Source organism: Terrabacter aeriphilus (assembly GCF_039542985.1).
Classification (GTDB): domain Bacteria; phylum Actinomycetota; class Actinomycetes; order Actinomycetales; family Dermatophilaceae; genus Terrabacter; species Terrabacter aeriphilus.
Genome location: NZ_BAABIW010000028.1, coordinates 249,793 through 271,401, shown reverse-complemented (window position 1 = coordinate 271,401; position 21,609 = coordinate 249,793). Strand labels below are relative to the sequence as shown.

Annotated in this window: 20 protein-coding genes; 6 read left to right on the top strand and 14 right to left on the bottom strand. The window is 72.5% G+C overall.

What is annotated here, in order from left to right; translation table 11 throughout:
- Positions 1-59: 59 nt before the first annotated feature.
- From ABD979_RS19840 to ABD979_RS19825, 4 genes are all read right to left on the bottom strand, one after another.
- Positions 60-920: a carbohydrate ABC transporter permease gene (locus ABD979_RS19840; RefSeq protein WP_345509278.1), complete on the bottom strand. Its 861-nt coding sequence runs from the start codon at positions 918-920 to the stop codon at positions 60-62.
- Positions 917-2,005, bottom strand: coding sequence for a carbohydrate ABC transporter permease (locus ABD979_RS19835; protein ID WP_345509277.1), 1,089 nt, complete (start codon positions 2,003-2,005; stop codon positions 917-919). Before ABD979_RS19835 ends, ABD979_RS19840 begins: the two co-directional genes overlap by 4 nt.
- 165 nt (positions 2,006-2,170) lie before the next feature.
- On the bottom strand, positions 2,171-3,430 hold the full coding sequence (locus ABD979_RS19830) for a sugar ABC transporter substrate-binding protein (RefSeq protein WP_345509276.1): 1,260 nt from the start codon (positions 3,428-3,430) through the stop codon (positions 2,171-2,173).
- Position 3,431: 1 nt separating this feature from the next.
- Positions 3,432-4,490, bottom strand: a complete 1,059-nt coding sequence (locus ABD979_RS19825) for a LacI family DNA-binding transcriptional regulator (protein ID WP_345509275.1) — start codon at positions 4,488-4,490, stop codon at positions 3,432-3,434.
- 156 nt (positions 4,491-4,646) lie between these two features.
- On the opposite strand from ABD979_RS19825, the gene ABD979_RS19820 reads away from it, so the two are divergent.
- Together ABD979_RS19820 and ABD979_RS19815 are read left to right on the top strand one after the other, a co-directional pair.
- A complete protein-coding gene (locus tag ABD979_RS19820; protein WP_345509274.1) occupies positions 4,647-6,815 on the top strand; it encodes a glycogen debranching N-terminal domain-containing protein in 2,169 nt (722 codons plus the stop codon).
- 73 nt (positions 6,816-6,888) lie between these two features.
- The gene (locus tag ABD979_RS19815) at positions 6,889-7,692 is read left to right on the top strand and encodes an alpha/beta fold hydrolase (protein ID WP_345509273.1); all 804 of its coding nucleotides are present in this window, start codon (positions 6,889-6,891) and stop codon (positions 7,690-7,692) included.
- A 27-nt stretch (positions 7,693-7,719) separates the two neighbouring features.
- On the opposite strand, the gene ABD979_RS19810 is transcribed toward ABD979_RS19815, so the two are convergent.
- On the bottom strand, positions 7,720-8,220 hold the full coding sequence (locus ABD979_RS19810) for a hypothetical protein (protein ID WP_345509272.1): 501 nt from the start codon (positions 8,218-8,220) through the stop codon (positions 7,720-7,722).
- Between the two features lie 182 nt (positions 8,221-8,402).
- Here ABD979_RS19810 and ABD979_RS19805 point away from each other — a divergent pair, with 182 nt between their 5' ends.
- Complete coding sequence (locus ABD979_RS19805; protein WP_345509271.1) at positions 8,403-9,512, top strand: GTP-binding protein; 1,110 nt, start codon at positions 8,403-8,405, stop codon at positions 9,510-9,512.
- 18 nt (positions 9,513-9,530) lie between these two features.
- Here ABD979_RS19805 and ABD979_RS19800 read toward each other — a convergent pair whose 3' ends face one another.
- The gene (locus ABD979_RS19800) at positions 9,531-9,947 is read right to left on the bottom strand and encodes a nitroreductase family deazaflavin-dependent oxidoreductase (protein ID WP_345509270.1); all 417 of its coding nucleotides are present in this window, start codon (positions 9,945-9,947) and stop codon (positions 9,531-9,533) included.
- 108 nt (positions 9,948-10,055) lie between these two features.
- On the opposite strand from ABD979_RS19800, the gene ABD979_RS19795 reads away from it, so the two are divergent.
- Positions 10,056-10,499 (top strand): ferritin-like domain-containing protein, encoded by a 444-nt coding sequence (locus tag ABD979_RS19795; RefSeq protein ID WP_345509268.1) that lies wholly within the window; start codon positions 10,056-10,058, stop codon positions 10,497-10,499.
- 131 nt (positions 10,500-10,630) lie between these two features.
- Here the strand turns inward: ABD979_RS19795 and iolD are convergent, their stop codons facing one another.
- The 6 genes from iolD to ABD979_RS19765 are packed head-to-tail and all read right to left on the bottom strand — an operon-like array spanning position 10,631 to position 17,333.
- Positions 10,631-12,601, bottom strand: coding sequence for a 3D-(3,5/4)-trihydroxycyclohexane-1,2-dione acylhydrolase (decyclizing) (iolD, locus tag ABD979_RS19790; protein WP_345509267.1), 1,971 nt, complete (start codon positions 12,599-12,601; stop codon positions 10,631-10,633).
- Complete coding sequence (gene iolB / locus ABD979_RS19785) at positions 12,598-13,503, bottom strand: 5-deoxy-glucuronate isomerase (RefSeq protein ID WP_345509266.1); 906 nt, start codon at positions 13,501-13,503, stop codon at positions 12,598-12,600. The genes iolD and iolB overlap by 4 nt, the downstream gene beginning before the upstream one ends.
- The gene (locus ABD979_RS19780; protein WP_345509265.1) at positions 13,500-14,402 is read right to left on the bottom strand and encodes a Cgl0159 family (beta/alpha)8-fold protein; all 903 of its coding nucleotides are present in this window, start codon (positions 14,400-14,402) and stop codon (positions 13,500-13,502) included. Before ABD979_RS19780 ends, iolB begins: the two co-directional genes overlap by 4 nt.
- Positions 14,399-15,361 (bottom strand): 5-dehydro-2-deoxygluconokinase, encoded by a 963-nt coding sequence (gene iolC / locus ABD979_RS19775; protein ID WP_345509263.1) that lies wholly within the window; start codon positions 15,359-15,361, stop codon positions 14,399-14,401. Before iolC ends, ABD979_RS19780 begins: the two co-directional genes overlap by 4 nt.
- Positions 15,361-16,326: a TIM barrel protein gene (locus ABD979_RS19770; protein ID WP_345509262.1), complete on the bottom strand. Its 966-nt coding sequence runs from the start codon at positions 16,324-16,326 to the stop codon at positions 15,361-15,363. Before ABD979_RS19770 ends, iolC begins: the two co-directional genes overlap by 1 nt.
- Complete coding sequence (locus tag ABD979_RS19765) at positions 16,323-17,333, bottom strand: Gfo/Idh/MocA family protein (RefSeq protein ID WP_345509261.1); 1,011 nt, start codon at positions 17,331-17,333, stop codon at positions 16,323-16,325. Before ABD979_RS19765 ends, ABD979_RS19770 begins: the two co-directional genes overlap by 4 nt.
- A gap of 130 nt (positions 17,334-17,463) precedes the next feature.
- Between ABD979_RS19765 and ABD979_RS19760 the strand changes: the two genes are divergently transcribed.
- Entirely contained in the window at positions 17,464-18,207 is a 744-nt protein-coding gene (locus tag ABD979_RS19760) for a GntR family transcriptional regulator (RefSeq protein ID WP_345509260.1), read from the top strand.
- Positions 18,208-18,234: 27 nt separating this feature from the next.
- On the opposite strand, the gene serS is transcribed toward ABD979_RS19760, so the two are convergent.
- Positions 18,235-19,560 carry a serine--tRNA ligase gene (serS, locus tag ABD979_RS19755; RefSeq protein WP_345509259.1) on the bottom strand — a complete coding sequence of 442 codons (1,326 nt, stop codon included), beginning with the start codon at positions 19,558-19,560 and terminating at the stop codon, positions 18,235-18,237.
- A gap of 87 nt (positions 19,561-19,647) precedes the next feature.
- The gene (locus ABD979_RS19750) at positions 19,648-19,896 is read right to left on the bottom strand and encodes a hypothetical protein (RefSeq protein WP_345509258.1); all 249 of its coding nucleotides are present in this window, start codon (positions 19,894-19,896) and stop codon (positions 19,648-19,650) included.
- A 78-nt stretch (positions 19,897-19,974) separates the two neighbouring features.
- On the opposite strand from ABD979_RS19750, the gene ABD979_RS19745 reads away from it, so the two are divergent.
- Positions 19,975-21,561 carry a catalase gene (locus tag ABD979_RS19745; RefSeq protein WP_345509256.1) on the top strand — a complete coding sequence of 529 codons (1,587 nt, stop codon included), beginning with the start codon at positions 19,975-19,977 and terminating at the stop codon, positions 21,559-21,561.
- Positions 21,562-21,609: the final 48 nt, after the last annotated feature.

The following is a 21,609-nucleotide window of genomic DNA, read 5'->3' as shown; positions in this document are numbered from 1 at the left end:
CCCGCGCGGAAGAGCCGGGGTCTCACGCTGCGATTCCGGACCGTGACGTCGTCGGCCTCTCAGCCCTTGACGCCACCCTCGTTCGCGCCACGGATGAAGTAGCGCTGGAGGGCGAAGAAGAGCAGGGCGACCGGGATCGTCGTGAGCAGGGCGGTGCCGAGCTTGAGCGGGTACTGCGTGCCCGCGCCGAGCTGGCCGCTCGTGAGGCTCGCGAGGCCCGTGACGAGCGTCTGGTGCTCCGGCGTGCCCCGCGTGACGACGAGGAAGTGCGAGAACTCGTTCCACGACCCCTGGAACGACAGGATCGTCAGCGTGATGAGGGCGGGCTTGGCCATCGGCAGCACCACCGACCAGAAGGTGCGGAAGATGCTCGCGCCGTCGAGCCGGGCGGCCTCCTCGATCGAGACCGGCACCGAGTCGAAGAACTGCTTCATGATGAAGATGCCGGCGGCGTCGACGATGAGCGGCAGGATCATCGCGGTGTAGGTGTCGTAGATGCCGAGGTAGTTGACCATGAGGAACTTCGGGATGAGCAGGGCCACCCCCGGCACGGCCATGACGGCCAGCAGCCCGCCGAAGACCGCCTTGCGGCCACGGAACTGCAGCCGCGAGAGCGCGTAGCCCGCGAGGGAGTCGAAGAAGACCCGCCCTGCCGTCACGACGACGGTGACGAGCACCGAGTTCTGCACCCACGTCGTCACCGGCACGGACGAGTCGCCGGTCTGGCCGAAGATGCGCTGCCACACCTGCAGGGTCGCCGGGTTGGGCACGAGCGAGAGGGGGTTGTTCGCGGCATCCGGGTCGGTCTTGAAGGACGTCGAGATCTGGATGAGGAACGGGTAGATGAAGAGGACCGCGAAGGCGAGCAGTGCCGTGTAGAGCACGATCGTCTTGACCGGGTTGGACCTGCGGGCGTTCACGAGCGACCTCCACGTCGGAAGAGCGGCTTGCGTTCGTCCTTGTCCGTCAGGACGTAGCGCTGGATGCGGGTGAGGACGACGATGATGAGGAAGACGACGAAGGCCATGGCCGCACCGGAGCCGTACTTGAAGTTGCCGAAGCTCTGCTGGTAGGAGAGGAACGCCGGGCTCAGGGTGGTGCCCGCGGGCGCGCCCTTGCCCATGACGTAGATCTGGTCGAACACCTGCCACGTGCCGATGAGGCCGAGGGTGATGACGAGGAAGAGCGCCGGCCTGATCATGGGCAGCGTGACGTGCCGGAGCTTCTGCCAGCGCGACGTGCCGTCGAGGGCGGCGGCCTCGTCGATCTCGACGGGCAGGTCCTGCAGGGCCGCGATGAACATCAGCATGAAGGTGCCGGACGTCGTCCAGATGACGAGGAAGATGATGACGAACATCGCGACGGACGGCCCGGAGAGCCAGTCCCAGAGGCTGCGGCCGAGGATCTCGCCCTGCGCCCAGCCGGGGTTGTCGACACCGACCGCGTTGAAGGCCAGGTGCAGCAGTCCACGACTGTCGCTGAACCACTGCGGGCCGTCGATGCCGAAGAAGCCGAGGAAGGCGTTGACCGCCCCGGTGTTGGAGAAGAGGAAGAGGAAGACCGTCGCGATCGCGATCGAGCTCGTGACCGACGGGAAGTAGAACGCCGTGCGGAAGAAGCTGCGGCCCTTGAGCATCGTGTTGTTGACGAGGAGCGCGAGACCCAGCGCGAGCACCGTCTGCAGCGGCACGACGAGCAGCACGTAGTAGAAGGTGTTGCCGATCGACTGCATGAAGTTGTCGCGGGTCAGACCGTCGCGCGCGAAGAGGTCGGTGTAGTTCTTCAGGCCGACGACGTCGGTGCCCTGGCCGACCGCGAACGGGTTGGTGTTGCCCTGCCAGTTGGTGAAGCTCACCCACAGCGCCATCCCGATGGGGATGACGAGGAAGAGGCCGATGATGACGACCATCGGCGCGATGAAGATCCAGCCCGCGATGCCCTCCCGTCCCCGGATGCCGCCTCCGGCTCGGGCGGGGGCCGGGGTGGCGGTGACGTGCTCGGTCACCGGACGCTCGTCGGTGCGCGCCATTGGTTGCTCCCTCGTGGGGGTCGGTTCGTCGGTCGTCAGGGTCGTGCGGGCAGGCGGGTGCGGTCGATCACGTGTCGGGTCCGCGGGGGTGGCGTCCGCCGGTGCGGCCGGCGGACGCCACGACGGACGCCACCCGCGGGATCAGCCTGCGAGCGCCGCGGTGCCGTTCTTCTGCAGCTCCTCGAGCCAGGCGTTCGGGTCGCCGCCCTTGCCGAGGGTGGCCAGCTGCGAGTTGAACTTGGCCATGACCTCGTCGAAGCCGGGCAGGTTGACCGGGCCCTGGGCGTACTGACCACCGGCGACGAAGGCCGCCGAGTCGGGGAACTTCGCGGCGAACGCCTTGGCGCCCTCCTCCGTCGAGGGCATGACGCCGAAGGCGTCCGCGAAGGCCATCTGCTGGTCGGTCGTGATGAGCGACTTCACGAGGTCGACCGCCTGCGCGTGGTTCGGCGACTTGGCGGCGATGCCCCAGCAGTTGCTGAAGAGCAGCGTGCCCTTGCCGGCCGGGCCCGCGGGCAGCTCGACGACCTTGTACTTGAGGTTCGGGAAGTCCTTCTTCGCGCCGCTGATCCAGTTGCCCTCGATCGTCATCGCGCCGACGCCCTTGCCGAGCGCCTCACCGCCCCAGCCGGTGGCGGGGGACGTGTCGGTGCTGAACTTCAGCACGCCCTCCTTCATCAGCTTCTGCACCTCGGCGAGGCCCTCCTTGGCCGGCGCGCTCGTGGCCGTCATGGTCGACCCGTCCTCGGAGACGATCCAGCCGCCGGCCTGCTTGATGAAGGCGCCGCTGCGGTTGATGTCGTTGCCGATGACGAGGCCGGTCACCTTGCCCGACGTCAGCTTCTTGGCGACGGCCTCGAGGCCGGCCCAGTCCTTGGGCACGTCGGCGTCGGTCAGCCCGGCCTTCGTCCAGAGGTCGGTGTTGATGATGAGCGCGAGGGTCGAGTAGTCCTTGGGCGCGCAGTAGAACTTGTCGTCGTACGTGAACGTCTTGACGAGCGCGGGCAGGAAGCCGGCGTCCTTGACCTGGTCGCCGTACGCGTAGAGGTTGCCCGCCTTGGCGAACGTGCCGACCTTGGACGCGTCGGTGTAGAAGAGGTCGGGCGGCGTGGTGGACGCGAAGGCCTGGCCGAGCTGCTGGCCGAGGTCCGCGGCGGCGATGACCTCGACGGTGTTGCCGGACTTCTTCGCCCAGGCGTCGGCCGCGGCCTTGACGGCGTTCGTCTCGGCGTCGCCGGAGCTGCCGATCATGATCGTCAGCTTGACCGGGCCCTTGGCCGTCGCCTGCGGGGCGCTGTTCGACCCGCTGTCGAAGCCACCCCCACCGCAGGCGCTCAGGACGAGCGCGCCGGTGGCGGCCAGAGCGAGGGCGGCTGCACCACGCGTGGTACGTGCACTCATGTCACTTCTCTTTCCGTTTGGTGCGGTCGCCCGCAGGTTTCGAGCTGGACCTGATGACCAGCTCGGGGTCGAGCAGGAGGCCACCCACCGAGGGGTCGCGGGAGTCGGCCCGGGTGCCGAGCACGTGCAGCACGCGTTCGGCGACCTGGTCGAGGGGTTGGTGGAGGCTGCTGAGGTCGAGGGCCTGGGCGATGTCGGTGTCGTCGAAGCCGACGAGCCCGACGTCGACGCCGGGCTCGAGACCGCGCTCGACGAGGACCCGCCACGCGCCGAGGGCGAGGGCGTCGGAGGCGCAGACGAGCGCGCCGCCCGTGCCGACGGCGTCGATGAGGCCCGCGGCCGCCGACGAGGCAGCATCGATCACCTGGGGTGTCGTCGCCTGCCACTCGGGGTGCGCGATCCCGAGGTCGGCCGTCGCGCGCGCCCAGCCGGACCGGCGGTCGTCACCGACGGGCGAGCCCTCGGGCCACCCGAGGTAGCCGATGCGCTCGTAGCCCTGCTCCGCGAGGTGGCGCACGGCGGCGTCGATGCCGGCGGCGCCGTCGACGTCGACCCACGACGTGACGCCCGGGTCGTCCCACACGCGGCCGAACGCGGCATACGGCACGTGGTGGGCGTCGAGCCAGGCCGGGCGCGGGTCGGAGGTGCGCGTGTCGGTCAGCACGAAGCCGTCGGCCACGCGGCTCGCGACGAAGCGCTCGTAGGCGGGGAGCGGGTCGAGCGGGTCCGGCGCGGTGAACGGCACGACGTGGGAGCCGTGGCCGGCCGCGCCGGTCGTCAGCTCGATGAGGAAGGTGTCGAGGATGGCGCCGAGGCGGCCGAACCCGGCCGAGTTGAGCTCGATGCCCCACGCTCCGGCGCGCTCCTGCTTGAGGGTCTGCGCGGCGCGGCTCGGCTGGTAGCCGAGCAGCTCGATCTGGGCCTGCACGCGGGCGAGGGTGTCGGGCGCGACCCGCTCGGGGGCGTTGACGACGTTGCTCACCGTCTGGCGCGAGACCGAGGCAGCGCGCGCGACGTCGTTGATCGTCGCGCGCCTCCTGGCCGCAGAACTCGATGTCACCCTTGACGCCGTCCTCTCGGAGTGGAACGTTCTAATCACTGATTTGAACGTTCATATCCCTCACCGCATACTCAGTCCTCACGGCAGGGGTGTCAAGAGGGGCGCGGTAGTTTCCTACGACAGCCCGACCGCCGCGCACGCACGAGGAGGAGCCCGATGAGCAGGCACCAGGCCGAGGACGTCGAGGACGTCCGCGACGCGACGCACGCCCCGGACTCCGGCCTCCCGGCGTCCCCCGCTGACGCCGCGGGTCGACAGCCGTGGCTGCACGACCTCGTCATCTGCGTCGACGGGAACGGCACGGCCCTCAGCGACGCCGACGGCGCGATGCGCGGCAGCGGCGCCCACGGCTTCTTCGTCGACGACCAGCGCGTCGTCTCGGAGTTCGTCATCGGGCTCGTCGGCGCCGACCTCGTGCACGTGGCGCACGCGGCCCGTGGGTCGCGCGGCGAGTTCCTCACGTCGGCGCGCGGAGTCGGTGACCCCGGCGCCGACCCCACGGTCGAGGTGCACCGCAGCCGCCACCTGGCGGGAGGCGTGCTCCGCGAGCAGGTCGTCGTCACCTCCCGCGCGTCCACCCCGGTCGAGACCGAGCTCGTCGTCCGCCTCGGTGGTGACGGCGCCGACATCAGCGTCGTCAAGTCCGGGCTCGCGACCGGGCACCTGCTCGAGCCGCGGCGCGAGACCGACGCCACCACGGGCTGGCAGAGCGCCGAGCTGACGACACGCGTCGAGCTCTCCCCCGCTCCCGCGGCCCTGACGACCGGGGCCGACGGGGTGCGCGCCTCCTTCCCGCTCCGCATCGAGCCGGGCTCGCGGGCCGTGGTCGAGGTCGTCGTCGGCACCGAGCGGCGCGGCGCGAGCATGTTCGCCGCGGACACGGGGTCGGATGCCGTCGACTGGCCCGAGCGGCTCGAGGTCGAGGCGGGCGATCCGCGCCTCGGCCGCCTCCTCGAGACCTCCCTGACCGATCTGCGCAGCCTGTTGCTGCGGGATCCCGCGGACCTGCGTGACGTCTTCACCGCGGCCGGAACCCCTTGGTACCTCACGCTGTTCGGGCGGGACTCGCTCTGGGCGGCCCGCATGGCGCTGCCGCTGGGGACCGACCTCGCCGGTGGCACCCTCCGCGCGCTGGCCCGTCGTCAGGGCACGCGGCACGACGCCAGCACGGCCGAGGCACCCGGCAAGATCCCGCACGAGCTGCGCCGCACGTCGCACGCCCACGACGCGGACTCCTTCCACCTGCCGCCGGTCTACTGGGGCACGGTCGACGCGACGGCGCTGTGGATCTGCCTCCTGCACGACGCCTGGCGCTGGGGCCTCGCCGACGACGAGGTCCGCGACCTCCTCCCGGCGCTGCGCTCGGCGGCGAGCTGGCTCACGGAGCTGGCCACACCGGACGACGACGGCCTCATCAAGTACGTCGACGAGAGCGGCCACGGCCTCGTCAACCAGGGCTGGAAGGACTCCGGCGACTCGATGCGCTTCCGCGACGGCTCGCTCGCCGCGTCGCCCATCGCGCTCGTCGAGGCGCAGGCGTATGCCGTCGAGGCCGCAGTCGCCGCCGCCACCCTGCTGCGGGCGTTCGGGACCACCGACGGTCCGGACGGGACCCGCGCGGACGAGCTCGAGCGCTGGGCCGAGGCGCTCCGCGACCGCGTGCGGTCCCGCTTCTGGGTCGGCGGGCCCGACGACCGCTACCTCGCGATGGCCATCGACGGCGACGACCGGCCGGTCGACGGCGTCGGCTCGAACATGGGCCACGCCCTCGGCACCGGCGCCCTGACGCCGGAGGAGGCCCGCCGCGTCACCGACACCCTGACCGCGCCGACGATGCTCGGCAGCTTCGGCATCGCCACGCTCGCGAACGACAACGGCGGCTTCAACCCGATCGGCTACCACACGGGCTCGGTCTGGGTGCACGACACGGCCATCTGCGCCCTCGGCATGGCCCGGGAGGGACACGCGACCGAGGCGGCGGCCGTGGCCCGGCGCCTGCTCGACGTCGGCGAGGCGTTCGACTACCGCCTGCCCGAGCTCTTCGCCGACGACGCCGTCTTCGGCCGCCCGGCGCCCTATCCGGCGTCGTGCCGACCGCAGGCCTGGGCGGCTGCGTCGTCGGTCGCCATGCTGACGGTCGCGCTCGGGATCAGCGCCGACGTGCCGAACCGCACGGTGCGCCTCCGCCCCCCGGCGCGCCCGCCGTTCGGCGCGCTGCGCGTCCGGGGCCTGCGCGTGGGCGAGGCCGTCGTGACGGTCGAGGTCGGCGCCGACGGCACGGTGACCGTCGACGGCCTGCCGTCCGACTTCACCCTCGAGCGCTGAGCGCGGTGCGCCCGCCCCCGCTCCGCACCCGTGCTGGACGCACGGGCCCGATCGGCCACGCGGAGGCGTGCTCGTGAGTCCCCGTGACGTCCTGGGTCGTGACGTGGGGCCGGACGTGCGCGTCCAGTTCACGAGTCTCCGCGGTCCGGTCGTGCGGTCGCTCTCGCTCGGGAGCGACGGACCCGGCACGACACCGCACGTCGTCGTGCTCCCCGGTCTCGGCCTGCCGTTCTACACGATCCCCACCGCGCGGGCCATCGCCTCCCGCGGACTCGCGTGCACGGTGCTCGACCTGCCGGGCTTCGGCTCGAACCTGCCCCGGCCGACGAGCCCGTCGATCCACGCGGCAGGTCTGCTGGCCGCCCGCTGGATCGAGGCTCGTCGCGGCGACCGTCCCGTCGTCGTGCTCGGCCATTCGACGGGAGGCCAGGCGGCGTTGACGGCCGCCCTCGCCGTGGGCGTCCACCACCGCCGCCTCGCGCTCGTGCTGGCCGGCACGACGTTCGCGCCCGAGCAGCGCCGGCTGGACCGGCTGGTGCGCGCGACCCCGTTCGCCTACCGCGACGACCGTCTCGACCAGATCGACCCCATGGAGGTCTGGCGCGGCCGCACCGGCATCCTCGCGATGCTGCGCTCGGGGCTGCACGACGCGCCGGAGGAGCGGATCGCCCGCCTCACCGCGCCCCTGACCGTCACGGCCGGAGTGCACGACGCGTTCGCGCCCCTCGCGTGGCTCGACCAGCTCGCGCTCGCGGCCACGGCGGCACCGAGCGTGCGGACGTCGTTGCTCGGCGGATCGCACAACAACCTCTTCACGCACCCCGACGAGGTGGCCGACCTCGTGCTCCGGGCCGCCGCGGACACGACGAGCGAATGAGCCGACTCGCCCCTCACGACTGCGGGCTCAGGAGGTGTAGGCCTCGGCGGTCAGGCAGCGGGCGCCCATGACGCCGTTCTTGCCGACCGATCCGCTGATCCGCCAGTAGGGACGGATCGTGTGGGTGCCGGACGGCACCACCATGACCACCATGTTGTGCCGGGTCTGCCAGTACTCGGTGTGGTTGGCGAAGTTCTGCGCCCCGAATATCTGCACCGGGCCGCCGTCGATGCTGTAGCCGACCCGGATCTCGGCGAGCGTGTCGACACCTGCGTCCGCGTTGAAGTTGACGAGGATGTAGCGCGAGGTGGGCCCGTCGTTGACGCTGACCACCGAGTTGACCGGACGCCAGCCGTTGACGGCGGTGTTCGTCGAGACGTCGAAGGCGCAGGCCTTCTGCACGCCGGGGATGGCCTGCGCCGGCGCCAGCATCGTGGCCGAGACACCCGCGGCGACCGCGAGGACGGCACCCGCGCCGACGGCGCGCTTCTTCGTGCGGGACATGGTGGAGGAAAGGATGGAAGACATCGTGCTCGCCCTTCGGTGGTGCCGTCGCGGGCCGGATCGGCCCGCGTGAGTGGCGCGGTCGCGCCACTCCCATAGGTGCGCCCGGGGCGACTGCAGATACGAGCGCGCGGTGTCATTTGCCGTCGGGACGGCCTCACGACATACTGAGAACGGTTATCAGTATCGAGAGCGAAGGACGTACCATGACGGCTCCCGCCGGCACTCCCACCTACCTCGTGACCGGCGTCGACGAGGTCGCGACGGCCGCGGCCACGATCGGGCTGCAGTGGGACCTCCCCGACGCCGTCGTCGTCTCGCACCGCATCGAGGTGGGGACGCAGCGCCTGCACCGCGTCATCAGCGACGTGACCGGCGTGCTCGAGCGCGAGTCGCTCGACCTCGCCCACGCCTGCACCAGCTGCGCGATCCGGGAGGACATCGTGCCGACGCTCCGCCGTCTCGCGGAGCTCGACCGCTGGGCGGCGATCATCGCGCACCTGCCGCTGACCACCGAGGCGTTGCAGGTGTGCCGCGCCATCGGGCTCGACCGTGAGGACCCGGGCGGCGCAGCGGTGCGGGTGGCGGCGGTGCTGGCCGCACTCGACGGCCCTTCTCTCGTGGCGACGCTCACGAGCGACGCCCTGCTCGCCGAGCTGGGGCGGCACACCGCGGAGGACGACCGCCGCGGGCTCGCTGAGACCGCCGGCGCCCTGGTGGAGTACGCCGACGTCGTGACGGTGCACGGCGACGCCGACGGCGAGGCGCTCGACCTGGTGCGTGAGCTCGCGCGACCCACCGCGGTGGTCGCGGCCGACGGTGAGGCCGTGCCGTCGGCCCGACTCGTCGACGGCATGCACGACCACCGGGAGACGGAGGCCTGGGTGTCCGAGACCCGGTCGGCCGCGCTGCCACCGACCGCCTCGCCCGCCGTGTGGCGGCTCGACCTCCGGTCCAACCGGCCGTTCCACCCCGACCGGCTGCACGAGCACCTCGCCCTGATCGGCAGCGGTCCGCACCGCTCCCGCGGCTGCTTCTGGCTGCCCACCCGCCCGGGGCAGGCGTGCGGCTGGGACGGAGCCGGTGGTCAGGTCAGCATCGGCGCCCTCGGCTCGTGGGGTCGTGCGCGCGTGCACACCCGCCTCGTCGTCACCGGGCTCTGCTCGCTGACGAGCGAGGCCGAGCGCGAGGCGATCCGGTCGGCCTTCGAGGCGAGCCTGCTCACCGACGCCGAGCTCGGCCCCCACGGACCGTCGTGGAACCGGGCGTCCGACGGGTTCGAGCCGTGGCTCGGCGACGTGCGCTTCGCCGCCTGAGACCGGGCACGCCCGGGCTCAGCGGCGCGTCAGCAGCACGACGGGGATGACCCGCTCGGTCTTCTTCTCGTACTCGGCGAAGCCGGGGTAGCGGCGCTTCTGCTCCTGCCAGACCGGCTCTCGTTCCTCGGGCGAGAGGACGCGGGCGCGCACGTCGATCGTCTCGACGGCGCCGTCGACACCGACCTCGATGGAGACGTCGGGGTGTGCCCTCAGGTTGTGGAACCAGGCCGGGTTCACGTCGAGCCCGGCGTAGGAGGCGAAGACGGCCCACCCACCCTCGACGGCCTGGAACATCATGGGGCTGACGCGGGCCTCACCCGACTTCGCGCCGGTCGTGTGGAGCAGCAGCAGCGGCGCGCCCTCGAAGTTGCCGCCGACCCTGCCCGCGTTCGCTCGGAACTCGGCGACGACCTTGTCGTTCCAGTCACTCATGCTCGCCACGCTACGCCGGACCACGGCGAGCGGCACGGAGACGGTTGGAGCCCACCGGGGGCCGGGTAGGACCACGGGGACCGAAGACCAAGGATCGAAGGAGTGCACATGTCGGACGACGCGAAGGTCGCCAAGGAGCTCGTCGAGACCCTCAAGGACGGCGAGCGTGGTTTCACCTCGGCCGCCGAGAAGCTGCGTGACAGCGACCGGGCCGAATGGGCCACCACCCTGCAGCGCCTGGCCGAGCAGCGGGCCGGGTTCCGCCGCGAGATCGTCGAGATGGGCCACGAGTACGGCGACGACGTCGACGAGAGCGGCTCGGTGGCAGCAACTCTGCACCGCGGGTGGATCTCCCTCAAGGACGCCCTGACCGGCGACGACGCGGGGAGCGTGCTCGGCGCCGCCGCCACGGGCGAGGAGCACGCGGTGTCGGAGTACGAGAAGGGCCTCGAGCAGGACCTCAGCGCCGGCTTCCGCGAGGTCGTCAGCCGCCAGCACGCTGCTGTCGTCGCCGCCCGCGACGAGGTCAAGGCGCTCCAGACCGCCGACTGAGGCGCTGGGCCGCGCCCGCGGCGCTCAGCATGGCGTCCCCGGCTGACGCAGGCTCTCTCGTGGGGGCTGCGTCGCCGGGCGACGCGGTGCACAGGCCCGGCACCCCATCCGTTCCGCGCCGCGGGGCCCGATCATCCCGATGCGGACGGTCCCGGTCGGATCTCCTTGGGGGTGAGCAGCGCCCGCTGGCGCACCTTCTGGTCCGCATACCCGGCGTATGCCGTCCGCGTCGTCTCCAGGTCGCTGACCTCCGCGACCGGCACGTCCCACCACGACGCGCTGTCGGGCGCGTGCACGAGCGGGTCGGTCTCGACGTGGATGACGACGGGACCACCGTCGGAGGGCCACGCCTTGGCCGCCCTGATCGCCCCGTGGAGCTCGTCGACCGAGTGGACCTCGATGACGTGGGCGCCGAGCGAGCGGGCGTTGGCCGCGAGGTCGACGGGCAGGACGTCGCCGTCGAGGCGCCCGGACGCCCCTCCCCGGTAGCGGTACGACGTCCCGAACCGCTGCGACCCCAACGACTCCGACAGCGAGCCGATGGAGTGGAAGCCGTGGTTCTGCACGAGCACGACGATGACCTTGACGCGTTCCTGCACGGCCGTGACGAGCTCCGTCGGCATCATCAGGTAGCTCCCGTCACCGACCATCGCGAAGACGTCGCGTGACTCGTCGGCGAGGCGGATGCCGATGGACGCCGGCACCTCGTAGCCCATGCAGGAGTAGCCGTACTCGACGTGGTAGCCCTTGCGATCGCGAACCCGCCACAGCTTGTGGAGGTCGCCGGGCATCGAGCCGGCCGCACAGAGCACGACGTCGCGCGGGTCGCTCAGCTCGTTGACGGCACCGAGCACCTGGCCCTGCGTCAGCAGGCCCTCGGCCAGCCGGTCGGTGACGTGGGTCGACGGGTGGAAGGCCCCCTCGACCGCGGCGTCCCACTCCGCCCACAGTGCGGCCTGGCGCGACCGGTGGGCGTCGTCGACGGCATACCCCTGCAGGGCCGTCGTGAGGGCCGTGAGGGCCTCACGGGCATCGGCGACGATGGTGAGGCCAGAGTGCTTGCCCGCATCGAACCGCGCGACGTTGATGTTGACGAAGCGGACCCCGCTGTCCTGGAACGCCGTCCGCGACGCCGTGGTGAAATCGCCCCAGCGCGTGCCGACACCGATGACGACGTCGGCCTCGGCGGCGAGCGCATTGGCTGCCGTCGTCCCCGTCGAGCCGACAGCGCCCACGAGCTGCGGGTGGCCGTGCGGGAGCGAGCCCTTGCCGGCCTGCGACTCCCCGACGGGGATGCCGGTCGCCTCGCAGAGCGTGCTCAGCGCCTCCTCGGCCCCCGAGTAGTGCACGCCGCCACCGGCGACGATCATCGGACGCCTCGCCGACCGGACGAGGGCTGCGGCGTCCTCGACGTCGACGGCCTCCGGCAGTGGGCGGGCCACGCGCCACACCCTCGGCATGAAGAGCGGGGTGGGCCAGTCGTACGCCTCGGCCTGCACGTCCTGCGGCAGCGAGATCGTCACGGCGCCCGTCTCCACGGGGTCGGTGAGCACCCGCATCGCGCCGAGCAGGGCGGAGGGCAGCTGCTCCGGACGCGCCACCTCGTCGAAGAAGCGCGACAGCGGGCGGAAGGCGTCGTTCACCGTCACGTCGCCGGCACCCGGCAGCTCGAGCTCCTGGAGCACCGGCGCGCTGACGCGGGTGGCGAAGGTGCCGGACGGCAGCAGCAGCACGGGGATCCGGTTGACCGTTGCGAGCGCGGCGCCCGTCAGCATGTTCGTCGAGCCCGGCCCGACGGAGGCCGTGCACGCCCACGTCTGCAGCCGGTCCTTCTGACGCGCATAGGCCACGGACGCGTGGACCATTGCCTGCTCGTTGCGGGCCAGCACGTAGGGCAGGCGCTCCGGGCCGTCAGCGAGCTCGGCCTGCAGCAGCGCCTGGCCGATCCCGGCGACGTTGCCGTGGCCGAAGATGCCGAAGCAGCCGGCGAAGAGCTTCTGCCGCTCGCCGTCCCGCTCGCTCCACTGCTGGGTGAGGAAGCGCACGACGGCCTGGGCCACGGTGAGGCGCACCGTCGCAGCGGTCCGGGTGTCGCTCGTCATCGAGCACCTCCGAAGGGGAGTCGGGGATCGACCGGCTGGTCCGTCCAGGTGTCGCGCACCCAGGCGTGCGCGGGTTCGTCGCAGATGAGCCACGCGCGCTCCTCGCCGGGACCGGCCATGACGTTGAGGTAGTAGAGGTCGTAGCCGGGCGCGGCCATGGCAGGCCCGTGCCAGCCGTGCGGCACGAGCACGACGTCGCCGGGTCGCACCTCGGCGAGCACCTCGATGGGGCGGTGCTCGGTGCCGTGGACGCGCTGGTAGCCGACGGGGTCGGCGGCTGCGGCCTCCGGGCAGCCCTCCTCGGGTGCCACCTCGAAGTAGTAGATCTCCTCGAGCTGGGTCTCCTCCCCCGGCCGCTCCTCGTCGTGCTTGTGCGGCGGCCACGAGCTCCAGTTGCCTGCGGGCGTGACGACCTCGCAGGCGATGACCGAGTCGGCGTCGAGCACACCGGGGAGGCCGAAGTTGCGCACCTCCCGCGAGGCGGTGCCCGCGCCGCGCAGCTCCACCGGCACCTCGTCGGCGGCCACGTGCCGGAAGGGGAAGCGGGCCTCGGTCGCCTCGGTCACGGCGAAGCAGACCGCGACACGGGCGTCGCCGACGGCGGTGACCGTGAGCGACGTGCCGGCCGGGACGTAGGCCACGTCGGTCGGTCCGGCGAACACCGAGGATCGACCGGCGAGGGTCGCCTCGTGGACGCCGGCAGCCCCGTCGACGCTGACGACGACCGAGCCCGACAGCGGGACGACGACGTGCTCGCGGTGGTCGGCCTCCACACGGCGCGACTCCCCCGCGGCGAGGCGTCCGGCATACAGCCCCGTGTGCTCCCACCCCGCGGCGTCAGGCTCGACGACGACGTCCCAGCCGTCACGTGCGGTGGTGCCGAGGGGGCGGTGCCAGGTCATGCGGCAGCTCCACCGTGCACGAGCCCCGCCGCGATGTCGACCGCGGCGGCGACGTCCCCGCCGGGTGGGAAGAGCAGCGCGCGGCCCACGACGAGGCCGCGGACGGCGGGCAGCTCGAGCGCGTGGCCCCACGACGCATACGTGTCGTGTGGGTCACCGTCGGGGTCACCGCCGAGGAGCAGCGTGGGCAGCGTCGTCGCGTCCATGACCCGGTCGAGCTCGTCGACGACGGGCAGCTTGAGCCAGGTGTAGGCGCTCGAGGCGCCGAGTCCTGCGGCCACGTGGACGGACCGGACGACCGAGTCCGGGTCGAGCCGGTTGACCAGCCGGGCGCCCTCGCGCGTCGACCAGAAGGGCTCGACCATGGCCATGAGCCGGTGCTCGGCGAGTGCGGTGACGGCGCCGGCGCTCGCCTCGAGGGTGGCAACCGTGCCGGGGTCGTCGAGGCAGATCCGGGTCAGCATCTTGCCGCCGTCGAGGCCGCGGGCCGCGATCTCCGCAGCCGTGTAGGCCGTGAAGCGGTCGTCGACCTCGAAGCTCGCGCCCTGGAGTCCGCCACGGTTCATCGACCCGACGGCGACCTTGTCGTCGAGCGCCCCGAGGAGCAGCAGGTCGTCGAGCACGTCGGGGGTGCCGAGCACGCCGTCGACCCCGGGCCGCCGCAGGGCGGTGACGAGGCGATCGAGCAGGTCGCTGCGGCTCGCCATCGCGGCGCCGGCCTCGCGGACCCCGAGGACGCCGCGCGCCGCGTGGTCGGCGGCGACGAGCAGCATCCGGCCGTCCTCGCGCACCAGGGGGCGCCGTCGTCGGGCGGCCCAGGCGGCGGCGATCCGGCCGGGCTCGCGCACGCGGACGTCGGTGAGGTCGGCGACGGCGGCCACGCGCCCGGCACCGGTCACGTCGCCCGCTCCTCGACCTCGGCGGTGGTCGGCATCGCGGTCGAGCACTCGAGCCTCCCGGCGACGATCGCCCCGGCGACGTTGGCGAACTCGACGACGCGGCGCAGGCCCCAGCCCTCGAGGAGGCCGTGGCACAGCGCTCCCCCGAAGGCGTCACCCGCGCCGAGGCCGTTGACGACCTCGACCGGGAAGGGCCGCACCTCGACGCGCTCGTCGCGCGTGGCCGCGAGCACGCCCTTCGGGCCCTGTTTGACGACGGCGAGCTCGACGCCGCGGTCGAGCAGGGCGTCGGCAGCACGCTGGGGGTCGCTCTCCCCCACCGCGATCTCGCACTCCTCACGGTTGCCGACGGCGACGGTGACGAGCTCGAGCGCCCGCGAGACCTGCTCGCTCGCCTCGGCGGGGTCCGGCCAGAACATCGGTCGGTAGTCGAGGTCGAGGACCGTGTGGCGGCGACGACCGCGCGCCTCCCAGCCGCGCAGGTGCGCGGTGCGGCTCGGCTCCTGCGAGAGGCCGGTGACGGTGGACCAGTAGACGCCCGCGTCGCGCACGGCGTCGAGCGGCATCTCGTCCGCCTCGATCAAGAGGTCGGGCGCCGTCGGGTAGCGGTAGAACCACAGCGGGAAGTCGTCGGGCGGGAAGACCTCGCAGAACGTGACGGGCGTCGGCGGCCCCGTGACGGCGGTGACGAACGCGTCGTCGACACCGAAGTCGCGCAGCGCCTCGTGGACGTAGCGGCCGAACGCGTCCTGGCCCGTGCGCGTGACGAGGGCGACGCGGTGCCCGTGCCGGGCCACCGCCACGGCGACGTTCGTCGCGCTGCCACCGAGGAACTTCTCGAAGGTGCGCACCTTCTCCAGGCCCACGCCGTGCTGGAGCGGGTAGATGTCGACGCCGGTGCGCCCGATGGCGACGACGTCGTATGCCGCCACGCCCCCCGGGGTCGCGGGCGCGGTCATCAGATCCCGACCCCCGAGCGCTGGGCGGCGATGCCGAGCAGGTGGTTGAGGCTCTCGACGACGTCTCCCCGCGGGCCCTCGCCCGTCGGGGCCGCGCCGAGGACGGTGTCCTGCTCGAGGACGTACCACCCGGCGTACCCGGCGTCCTCGAGGGCGGTGACGATGGCCGTCACGTCGACGTCGCCACGGCCGAGCGGCACGTAGAGGCCCGCGCGGACGGCGTCGGTGTAGGTCAGCGCGCCCGAGCGCACCTGCTCCGCGAGGTCGAGGCGCACGTCCTTGAGGTGGACGTGCGCGATGCGGTCGGGGTGGCGCCGGGCCAGCGCGACCGGGTCACCGCCACCGATGAGCAGGTGACCGGTGTCGAGGCAGAGCCCGACGTGGGAGCCCGCGAGCACCCGCTCCACGTCTGCGCCTGACTCGACCATGGTGCCGACGTGAGGGTGCAGGGTCGGGGTGAGGCCGTGCGCGCGGATCACGTCGGCCAGCCGGTCGAGGCTGCCGAGCAGCCGCGCCCAGCCGGCGTCGTCGAGGACGGGCCGCTCGTCGTAGCCCTCGGACCCGGTCGCGGCAGCGAGCACGACGGTCGACGCGCCGGCTGCGACGAGCCCGTCGAGCGCCCGCTCGACCTCGGGCAGCGGGTCGTGCGCGGTGTCGTGCAGCACGACGGGCACGAACTGGCCGACAGCGCGCAGACCGTACGACGCCAGCACCTCGGCCTTGGCCGAGGGATCGTCGGGGAGGAAGCCTTGGGGACCGAACTCCGTTGCCACGAGGCCCGACTCGTCCATCTCGCGCAGCACGGTCCCGGCGTCGTACTGCCACCCCCAGCCGGGCACCTCGCAGACGCCCCACGAGATCGGCGCTCCGGCGACGCGCTCGTCGAGGGGTGGCACGACGTCGTCGGACGCGTGGCCGGGCGTCAGGCCCACCGGTCGGTCGCGCGGTGTCGGGGCAGTGGTCATCGGGTCTCGACCTCCTCCAGGCGCACGGGGCGCCCCTCGGTGCGGGAACGCTCGCACGCCTCGGCGATGCGGAAGGCCTCCAGGGCGTCGTCGACGGTGCACGGTGACGCCCGCCGACCCGCGACGACGTCGATGAAGGCCCGCAGCTCGTCACGGTAGGCGCCGGCGAAGCGCTGCATGAACGAGTCGTGGGTCGGCCCGGACGGGAACGTCGCGCCGGGCTCGGCGGAGCGGAAGGCGAGCGAGTCGTCGAGTCCCGCGCTCACGGCACCCTCGCTGCCGTGCACCTCGAGCCTCACGTCGTGGCCGCCGCCGTTGTAGCGCGTCGCCGACACGAGCGCGAGGGTGCCGTCGTCGAGCGTCAGGACGGCTGCCGCGGTGGCGACGTCGCCCGCCTCGGCGAAGAAGGCCTCACCCTTGGTGCCCCCGACCGCGCAGGCCGAGGCGACCTCGCGCCCGGTGACGAACCGGAGCGCGTCGAAGTCGTGGACGTTGCAGTCCCGGAAGATGCCGCCGGAGGCCGGGACGTAGGCGGCGGGCGGGGGCGTGCGGTCGTGCGTCGCGGCGCGCACGAGGTGGACGACTCCGAGCTCGCCGCGCGCCACGGCCTCGGCGGCTCGCGCGTAGCCGGCGTCGAAGCGTCGCTGGAAGCCGACCTGAACGGGGACCCCCGACGTCCTCACCAGGCGCGCCACCTCGACGGTCTCGGCGAGGGTCGTCGCCACCGGCTTCTCGCAGAACGTCGGCAGGCCACGTGCGACGCTCGCGCGCACGAGGTCAGCGTGCGCCGTCGTCGCCGTCGCGACGACGAGCCCGTCGAGGCCGCTGGCGAGCAGCCGGTCGACGTCGGGCTCGTGGTCGATGCCGAGGTCGCCCGCCACGCGCGCCGCCGCAGCAGGGTCGAGGTCGGCCACGACGAGCGAGTCGACGGCCGCGTCGAGCAGGTCGCGCAGCGTGGCGGCGTGGAAGGCGCCGATGCGCCCGACACCTGCCAGGCCGATCCTCATCGATGCCGTCCGTCCGTCGTCGCGTCCCGGGTCACGGCCCAGCCTCGCCCGACCGGCACACCCTGTCAAGCAATTGTCCTGACATTAGGATGATCTGACGACGGCGCCGTCGCGGGGCTAGGATCCGGCCATGGCCAAGCAGGTGCGCGTCGTCGTCGACCGCACCTCGCCCGTGCCGCTCTACCACCAGCTGGCCGAGCAGCTCGGCGCCGCCATCGCCTCCGGCGAGCTGCAGCCCGGCGACCCCTTCGAGAACGAGCTGACCCTCGCCGATCGCCTCGGGGTGTCCCGGCCGACGGTCCGCCAGGCCATCCGGGAACTCGTCGCCCAGGGTCTGCTGCTGCGTCGTCGCGGCCTCGGCACGACGGTCGCGAACCGGCGCGTCCACCGCCGGGCGGAGCTGACGAGCCTGTGGGACGACCTCGAGCGCAGCGGGGGCAGACCCCGCACGCTGCTCCTCTCGCACGGTCTCGTCGTCGACGCCGTGGCGGCGGCCGCGCTCGACCTGCCCCCCGACACCGAGCTGCTCGCCGTCGAGCGCATCCGCCTCTCCGGCGACCAGCCGCTCGCGGTGCTCCGCAACTGGCTGCCGCCACCGCTGACGACGGTGGGCCGCGAGGAGCTCGAGACCCGCGGCCTCTACGCCGTGCTGCGAGCGCGCGGGGTGCGCCCGAGCGTGGCGCACCAGACGATCGGCGCCCGGATGCCCACGGCGGCCGAGCGTCGCCACCTCGCCATGAAGGCCGGTGAGCCGGTGCTGACGATGACCCGCAGCGCCTTCGACCCCACGGGGGAGCCCGTCGAGCACGGCGCCCACTGCTACCGCGCCTCGGCCTACTCCATCGAGGTCATGCTCGACGAGCGTCGCTCCTGACCCGGTCGGAGACTCCGCCGGCGCCGCTCAGGCGATGGGCGTGAGGACGTCCATGCCGAGGAAGGGGCGCAGGGCCTCGGGCACGCGCACCGAGCCGTCGGGCTGCTGGTGGTTCTCGAGGATCGCGACGAGCCAGCGGGTCGTGCCGAGCGTGCCGTTGAGCGTCGCGACCGCGCGGGTTCCCGACCCGTTCGGGTCGCGCTCGCGGGTGTTGAGCCGGCGCGCCTGGAACGTCGTGCAGTTCGACGTCGAGGTCAGCTCGCGGAACTTCCCCTGCGTCGGCACCCACGCCTCGCAGTCGAACTTGCGCGCGGCCGGGCCACCGAGGTCGCCGGCGGCCGTGTCGATGACGCGGTAGGGCACCTCGATCTTGGCGAGCATCTCGCGCTCCCAGGCGAGCAGCCGCTGGTGCTCGGCCTCGGCGTCCTCGGGACGGCAGTAGCTGAACATCTCGACCTTGTGGAACTGGTGCACGCGGATGATCCCGCGGGTGTCCTTGCCGTGCGACCCGGCCTCGCGGCGGTAGCAGGCCGACCAGCCGGCATACCGCTTCGGCCCGGCCGACAGGTCGATGATCTCGTCCGCGTGGTAGCCGGCGAGGGCGACCTCCGACGTGCCGGTGAGGTAGAGGTCGTCGGCCTCGAGGCGGTAGACCTCCTCGGCGTGCGCGTCCATGAAGCCGGCGCCCACCATGACGTCGGCGCGCGCGAGGGTCGGGGTGATCATCGGCGTGAAGCCGGCGGCCGTCGCCTGCGCCATGGCCATGTTGAGCAGGGCGAGCTCGAGCAGCGCCCCGACGCCGGTCAGGTAGTAGAAGCGCGCGCCGCCGACCTTGGCGCCGCGCTCCATGTCGATGGCGCCGAGCTTCTCGCCGAGCGCGAGGTGGTCGAGCGGCTCGAAGCCCTCGGCCGCGAAGTCGCGCGGGGTGCCGACGGTCTCGAGCACGACGTAGTCGTCCTCGCCGCCGACCGGCACGCCGTCGATGATGACGTTGCCGACCCTGCGCAGCAGCACGTCGAGCTCGGCGTCGGCCTCGCCGGCCGTCGCCTCGAGCGCCTTGACCTGCTCGCTCAGCCGGGCGGCGTGCGTGCGGGCCTCGTGGGCCGCCTTCTCGAGGTGCTCGGCCTCGGGGTCGCCGGCCTTCTTCGCCTTCTGGAACGCGCCCATCGCGGCGCCGACCGACTTGCTCACGGTCTTCTGCTCGGCACGCAGCGCCTCGAACTCGCCGAGGGACGACCGACGCCGCTCGTCGGCAGCGAGGATCGCGTCCACGATCCCCGGGTCCTCACCACGGGCCTGTTGCGAGGCGCGCACCCGGTCGGGTTCGTCGCGCACGAGCTTGATGTCGATCACGCGGGCCAGCCTATCGGCGCGGGCGCGGCGGCCACGACCGAGATCCGACCCGGCCGGCCGGCATACGTGCTCGGTCGGGCGCCCACGTCACTCGGGTCGCACGAGGGCGTATGCCGTCACGGCGTCGGGCGGCAGCCCGCGGACGTCGACCTGCACCCTCCCCGCCGGCAGGCCGAGGTGCTGCGTGCGCTGGACCGTGCCGTCGCACGGAAGGGCCGGGAGCAGAGTGGCTCGCCGTGCCCCCACGTGCCCGGGGCGGCGTCGTGGATCGCGTAGCTCGTCGTGCTCGACGCGCGGGCGGCGGTGCAGGCGACCTCGACCGTGCAGGGGCGCCACGGCCCGACTCTGGGCGAGTTCCCAGCAGACGGCGCTCGACTGGGTATGGCACCGGCACAGACGTCGAAGGAGCCAGACATGAGTGAGAGCACGAAGTCCCGCGAGTCCATCGAGACCGCACCGAGCGACGAGGCGCGACTGGGGTCGCACACCGAGACCGGAGCGCCGGCACCCAGTGACCGCAACTCGCTGACGGTCGGCCCCGACGGGCCGATCCTGCTGCACGACCACCACTTCCTCAACCAGATGGCGCACTTCAACCGCGAGCGCATCCCGGAGCGCAACGTGCACGCCAAGGGCTCGGGTGCCTTCGGCACCTTCGAGACCACGAAGGACGTGACGGCATACACGAAGGCGGCGCTCTTCCAGCCGGGCGTCACGACCGAGATGCTCGCGCGCTTCTCGACCGTGGCCGGCGAGCAGGGCAGCCCCGACACGTGGCGCGACCCGCGCGGCTTCGCGCTGAAGTTCTACACGACCGAGGGCAACTACGACCTCGTCGGCAACAACACCCCGGTGTTCTTCATCCGCGACACGATGAAGTTCCCGCACTTCATCCGCAGCCAGAAGCGACGTGGCGGCTCCGGCCTGCGCGACAACCACATGCAGTGGGACTTCTGGAGCCTCAACCCCGAGTCGGCCCACCAGGTCACCTACCTCATGGGCGACCGCGGCATCCCGAAGACGTTCCGGCACATGAACGGCTACGGCAGCCACACCTTCCTCTGGATCAACGAGGCCGGCGAGAAGCACTGGGTCAAGTACCACTTCCACTCCAACCAGGGCGTCGAGGGCCTGACCGGCGCGGAGGCCGAGCGCATCGCCGGCCAGGACGCCGACCACCACCGCCGCGACCTCTACGAGGCCATCGACGCGGGCGACTTCCCGAGCTGGACCCTCTCGATCCAGGCCATGCCCTACGAGGACGCGAAGACCTACCACCTCAACCCGTTCGACCTGACGAAGGTGTGGCCGCACAGCGACTACCCGCTCATCGAGGTCGGCACCATGACGCTGAACCGCAACCCCGACAACTTCTTCGCCCAGATCGAGCAGGCGGCGTTCGAGCCGTCGGCGACGGTGCCGGGCATCGGCTTCTCGCCGGACAAGATGCTGCTCGGGCGGGTCTTCGCCTACAGCGACACGCACCGCTACCGCATCGGCCCGAACTACCTCCAGCTGCCGGTCAACCGCCCGCGCGTCGAGGGCCTCAACACGTACACGCAGGACGGGCCGATGGCCTACGACCACCGCGGCGACGCCCCGGTCTACGCGCCGAACAGCGAGGGCCGCGGCTACGCCGACGAGGTCGGCGAGGTCGAGGAGGGCTGGGAGACCGACGGCGCCATGGTGCGCCAGGCCTACACGCTGCGTGCGGACGACGACGACTTCGGCCAGGCCGGGCAGCTCGTGCGCGACGTCTGGGACGACGCGCAGCGCGAGGCGTTCGTCGAGACCGTCGCCGGCCACCTCCTCGGCGGTGTCAAGTCGCCCGTGCTCGAGCGGGCCTTCGACTACTGGAAGAACGTCGACCCCGACACCGGCAAGCAGATCGAGGAGCTCGTGCGGGCCGGCCTCGGGGCTCCGAACCCCGGTGGCGATGCCGACGACGCCAAGGTCGTCGAGGAGCCGGTCGTCGAGAGCAACACCCACGCGTCCAGCTGAACCCTGAGGGCGAGCTGACGCCCGCGCGTCAGCCGACCCCTGCGCGTC

Bases quoted from the DNA above. Each gene is read 5' to 3' on its own strand.
- iolC (WP_345509263.1), bottom strand. From the start codon at position 15,361: ATGACCGCGCCCGCGACCCCGGGGGGCGTGGCGGCATACGACGTCGTC.
- ABD979_RS19795 (WP_345509268.1), top strand. From the start codon at position 10,056: ATGTCGGACGACGCGAAGGTCGCCAAGGAGCTCGTCGAGACCCTCAAG.
- ABD979_RS19805 (WP_345509271.1), top strand. From the start codon at position 8,403: ATGACGGCTCCCGCCGGCACTCCCACCTACCTCGTGACCGGCGTCGAC.
- ABD979_RS19760 (WP_345509260.1), top strand. From the start codon at position 17,464: ATGGCCAAGCAGGTGCGCGTCGTCGTCGACCGCACCTCGCCCGTGCCG.
- ABD979_RS19820 (WP_345509274.1), top strand. From the start codon at position 4,647: ATGAGCAGGCACCAGGCCGAGGACGTCGAGGACGTCCGCGACGCGACG.
- iolB (WP_345509266.1), bottom strand. From the start codon at position 13,503: ATGACCTGGCACCGCCCCCTCGGCACCACCGCACGTGACGGCTGGGAC.
- ABD979_RS19745 (WP_345509256.1), top strand. From the start codon at position 19,975: ATGAGTGAGAGCACGAAGTCCCGCGAGTCCATCGAGACCGCACCGAGC.
- ABD979_RS19765 (WP_345509261.1), bottom strand. From the start codon at position 17,333: ATGAGGATCGGCCTGGCAGGTGTCGGGCGCATCGGCGCCTTCCACGCC.
- ABD979_RS19830 (WP_345509276.1), bottom strand. From the start codon at position 3,430: ATGAGTGCACGTACCACGCGTGGTGCAGCCGCCCTCGCTCTGGCCGCC.
- ABD979_RS19810 (WP_345509272.1), bottom strand. From the start codon at position 8,220: ATGTCTTCCATCCTTTCCTCCACCATGTCCCGCACGAAGAAGCGCGCC.
- ABD979_RS19770 (WP_345509262.1), bottom strand. From the start codon at position 16,326: ATGACCACTGCCCCGACACCGCGCGACCGACCGGTGGGCCTGACGCCC.
- ABD979_RS19800 (WP_345509270.1), bottom strand. From the start codon at position 9,947: ATGAGTGACTGGAACGACAAGGTCGTCGCCGAGTTCCGAGCGAACGCG.
- iolD (WP_345509267.1), bottom strand. From the start codon at position 12,601: ATGACGAGCGACACCCGGACCGCTGCGACGGTGCGCCTCACCGTGGCC.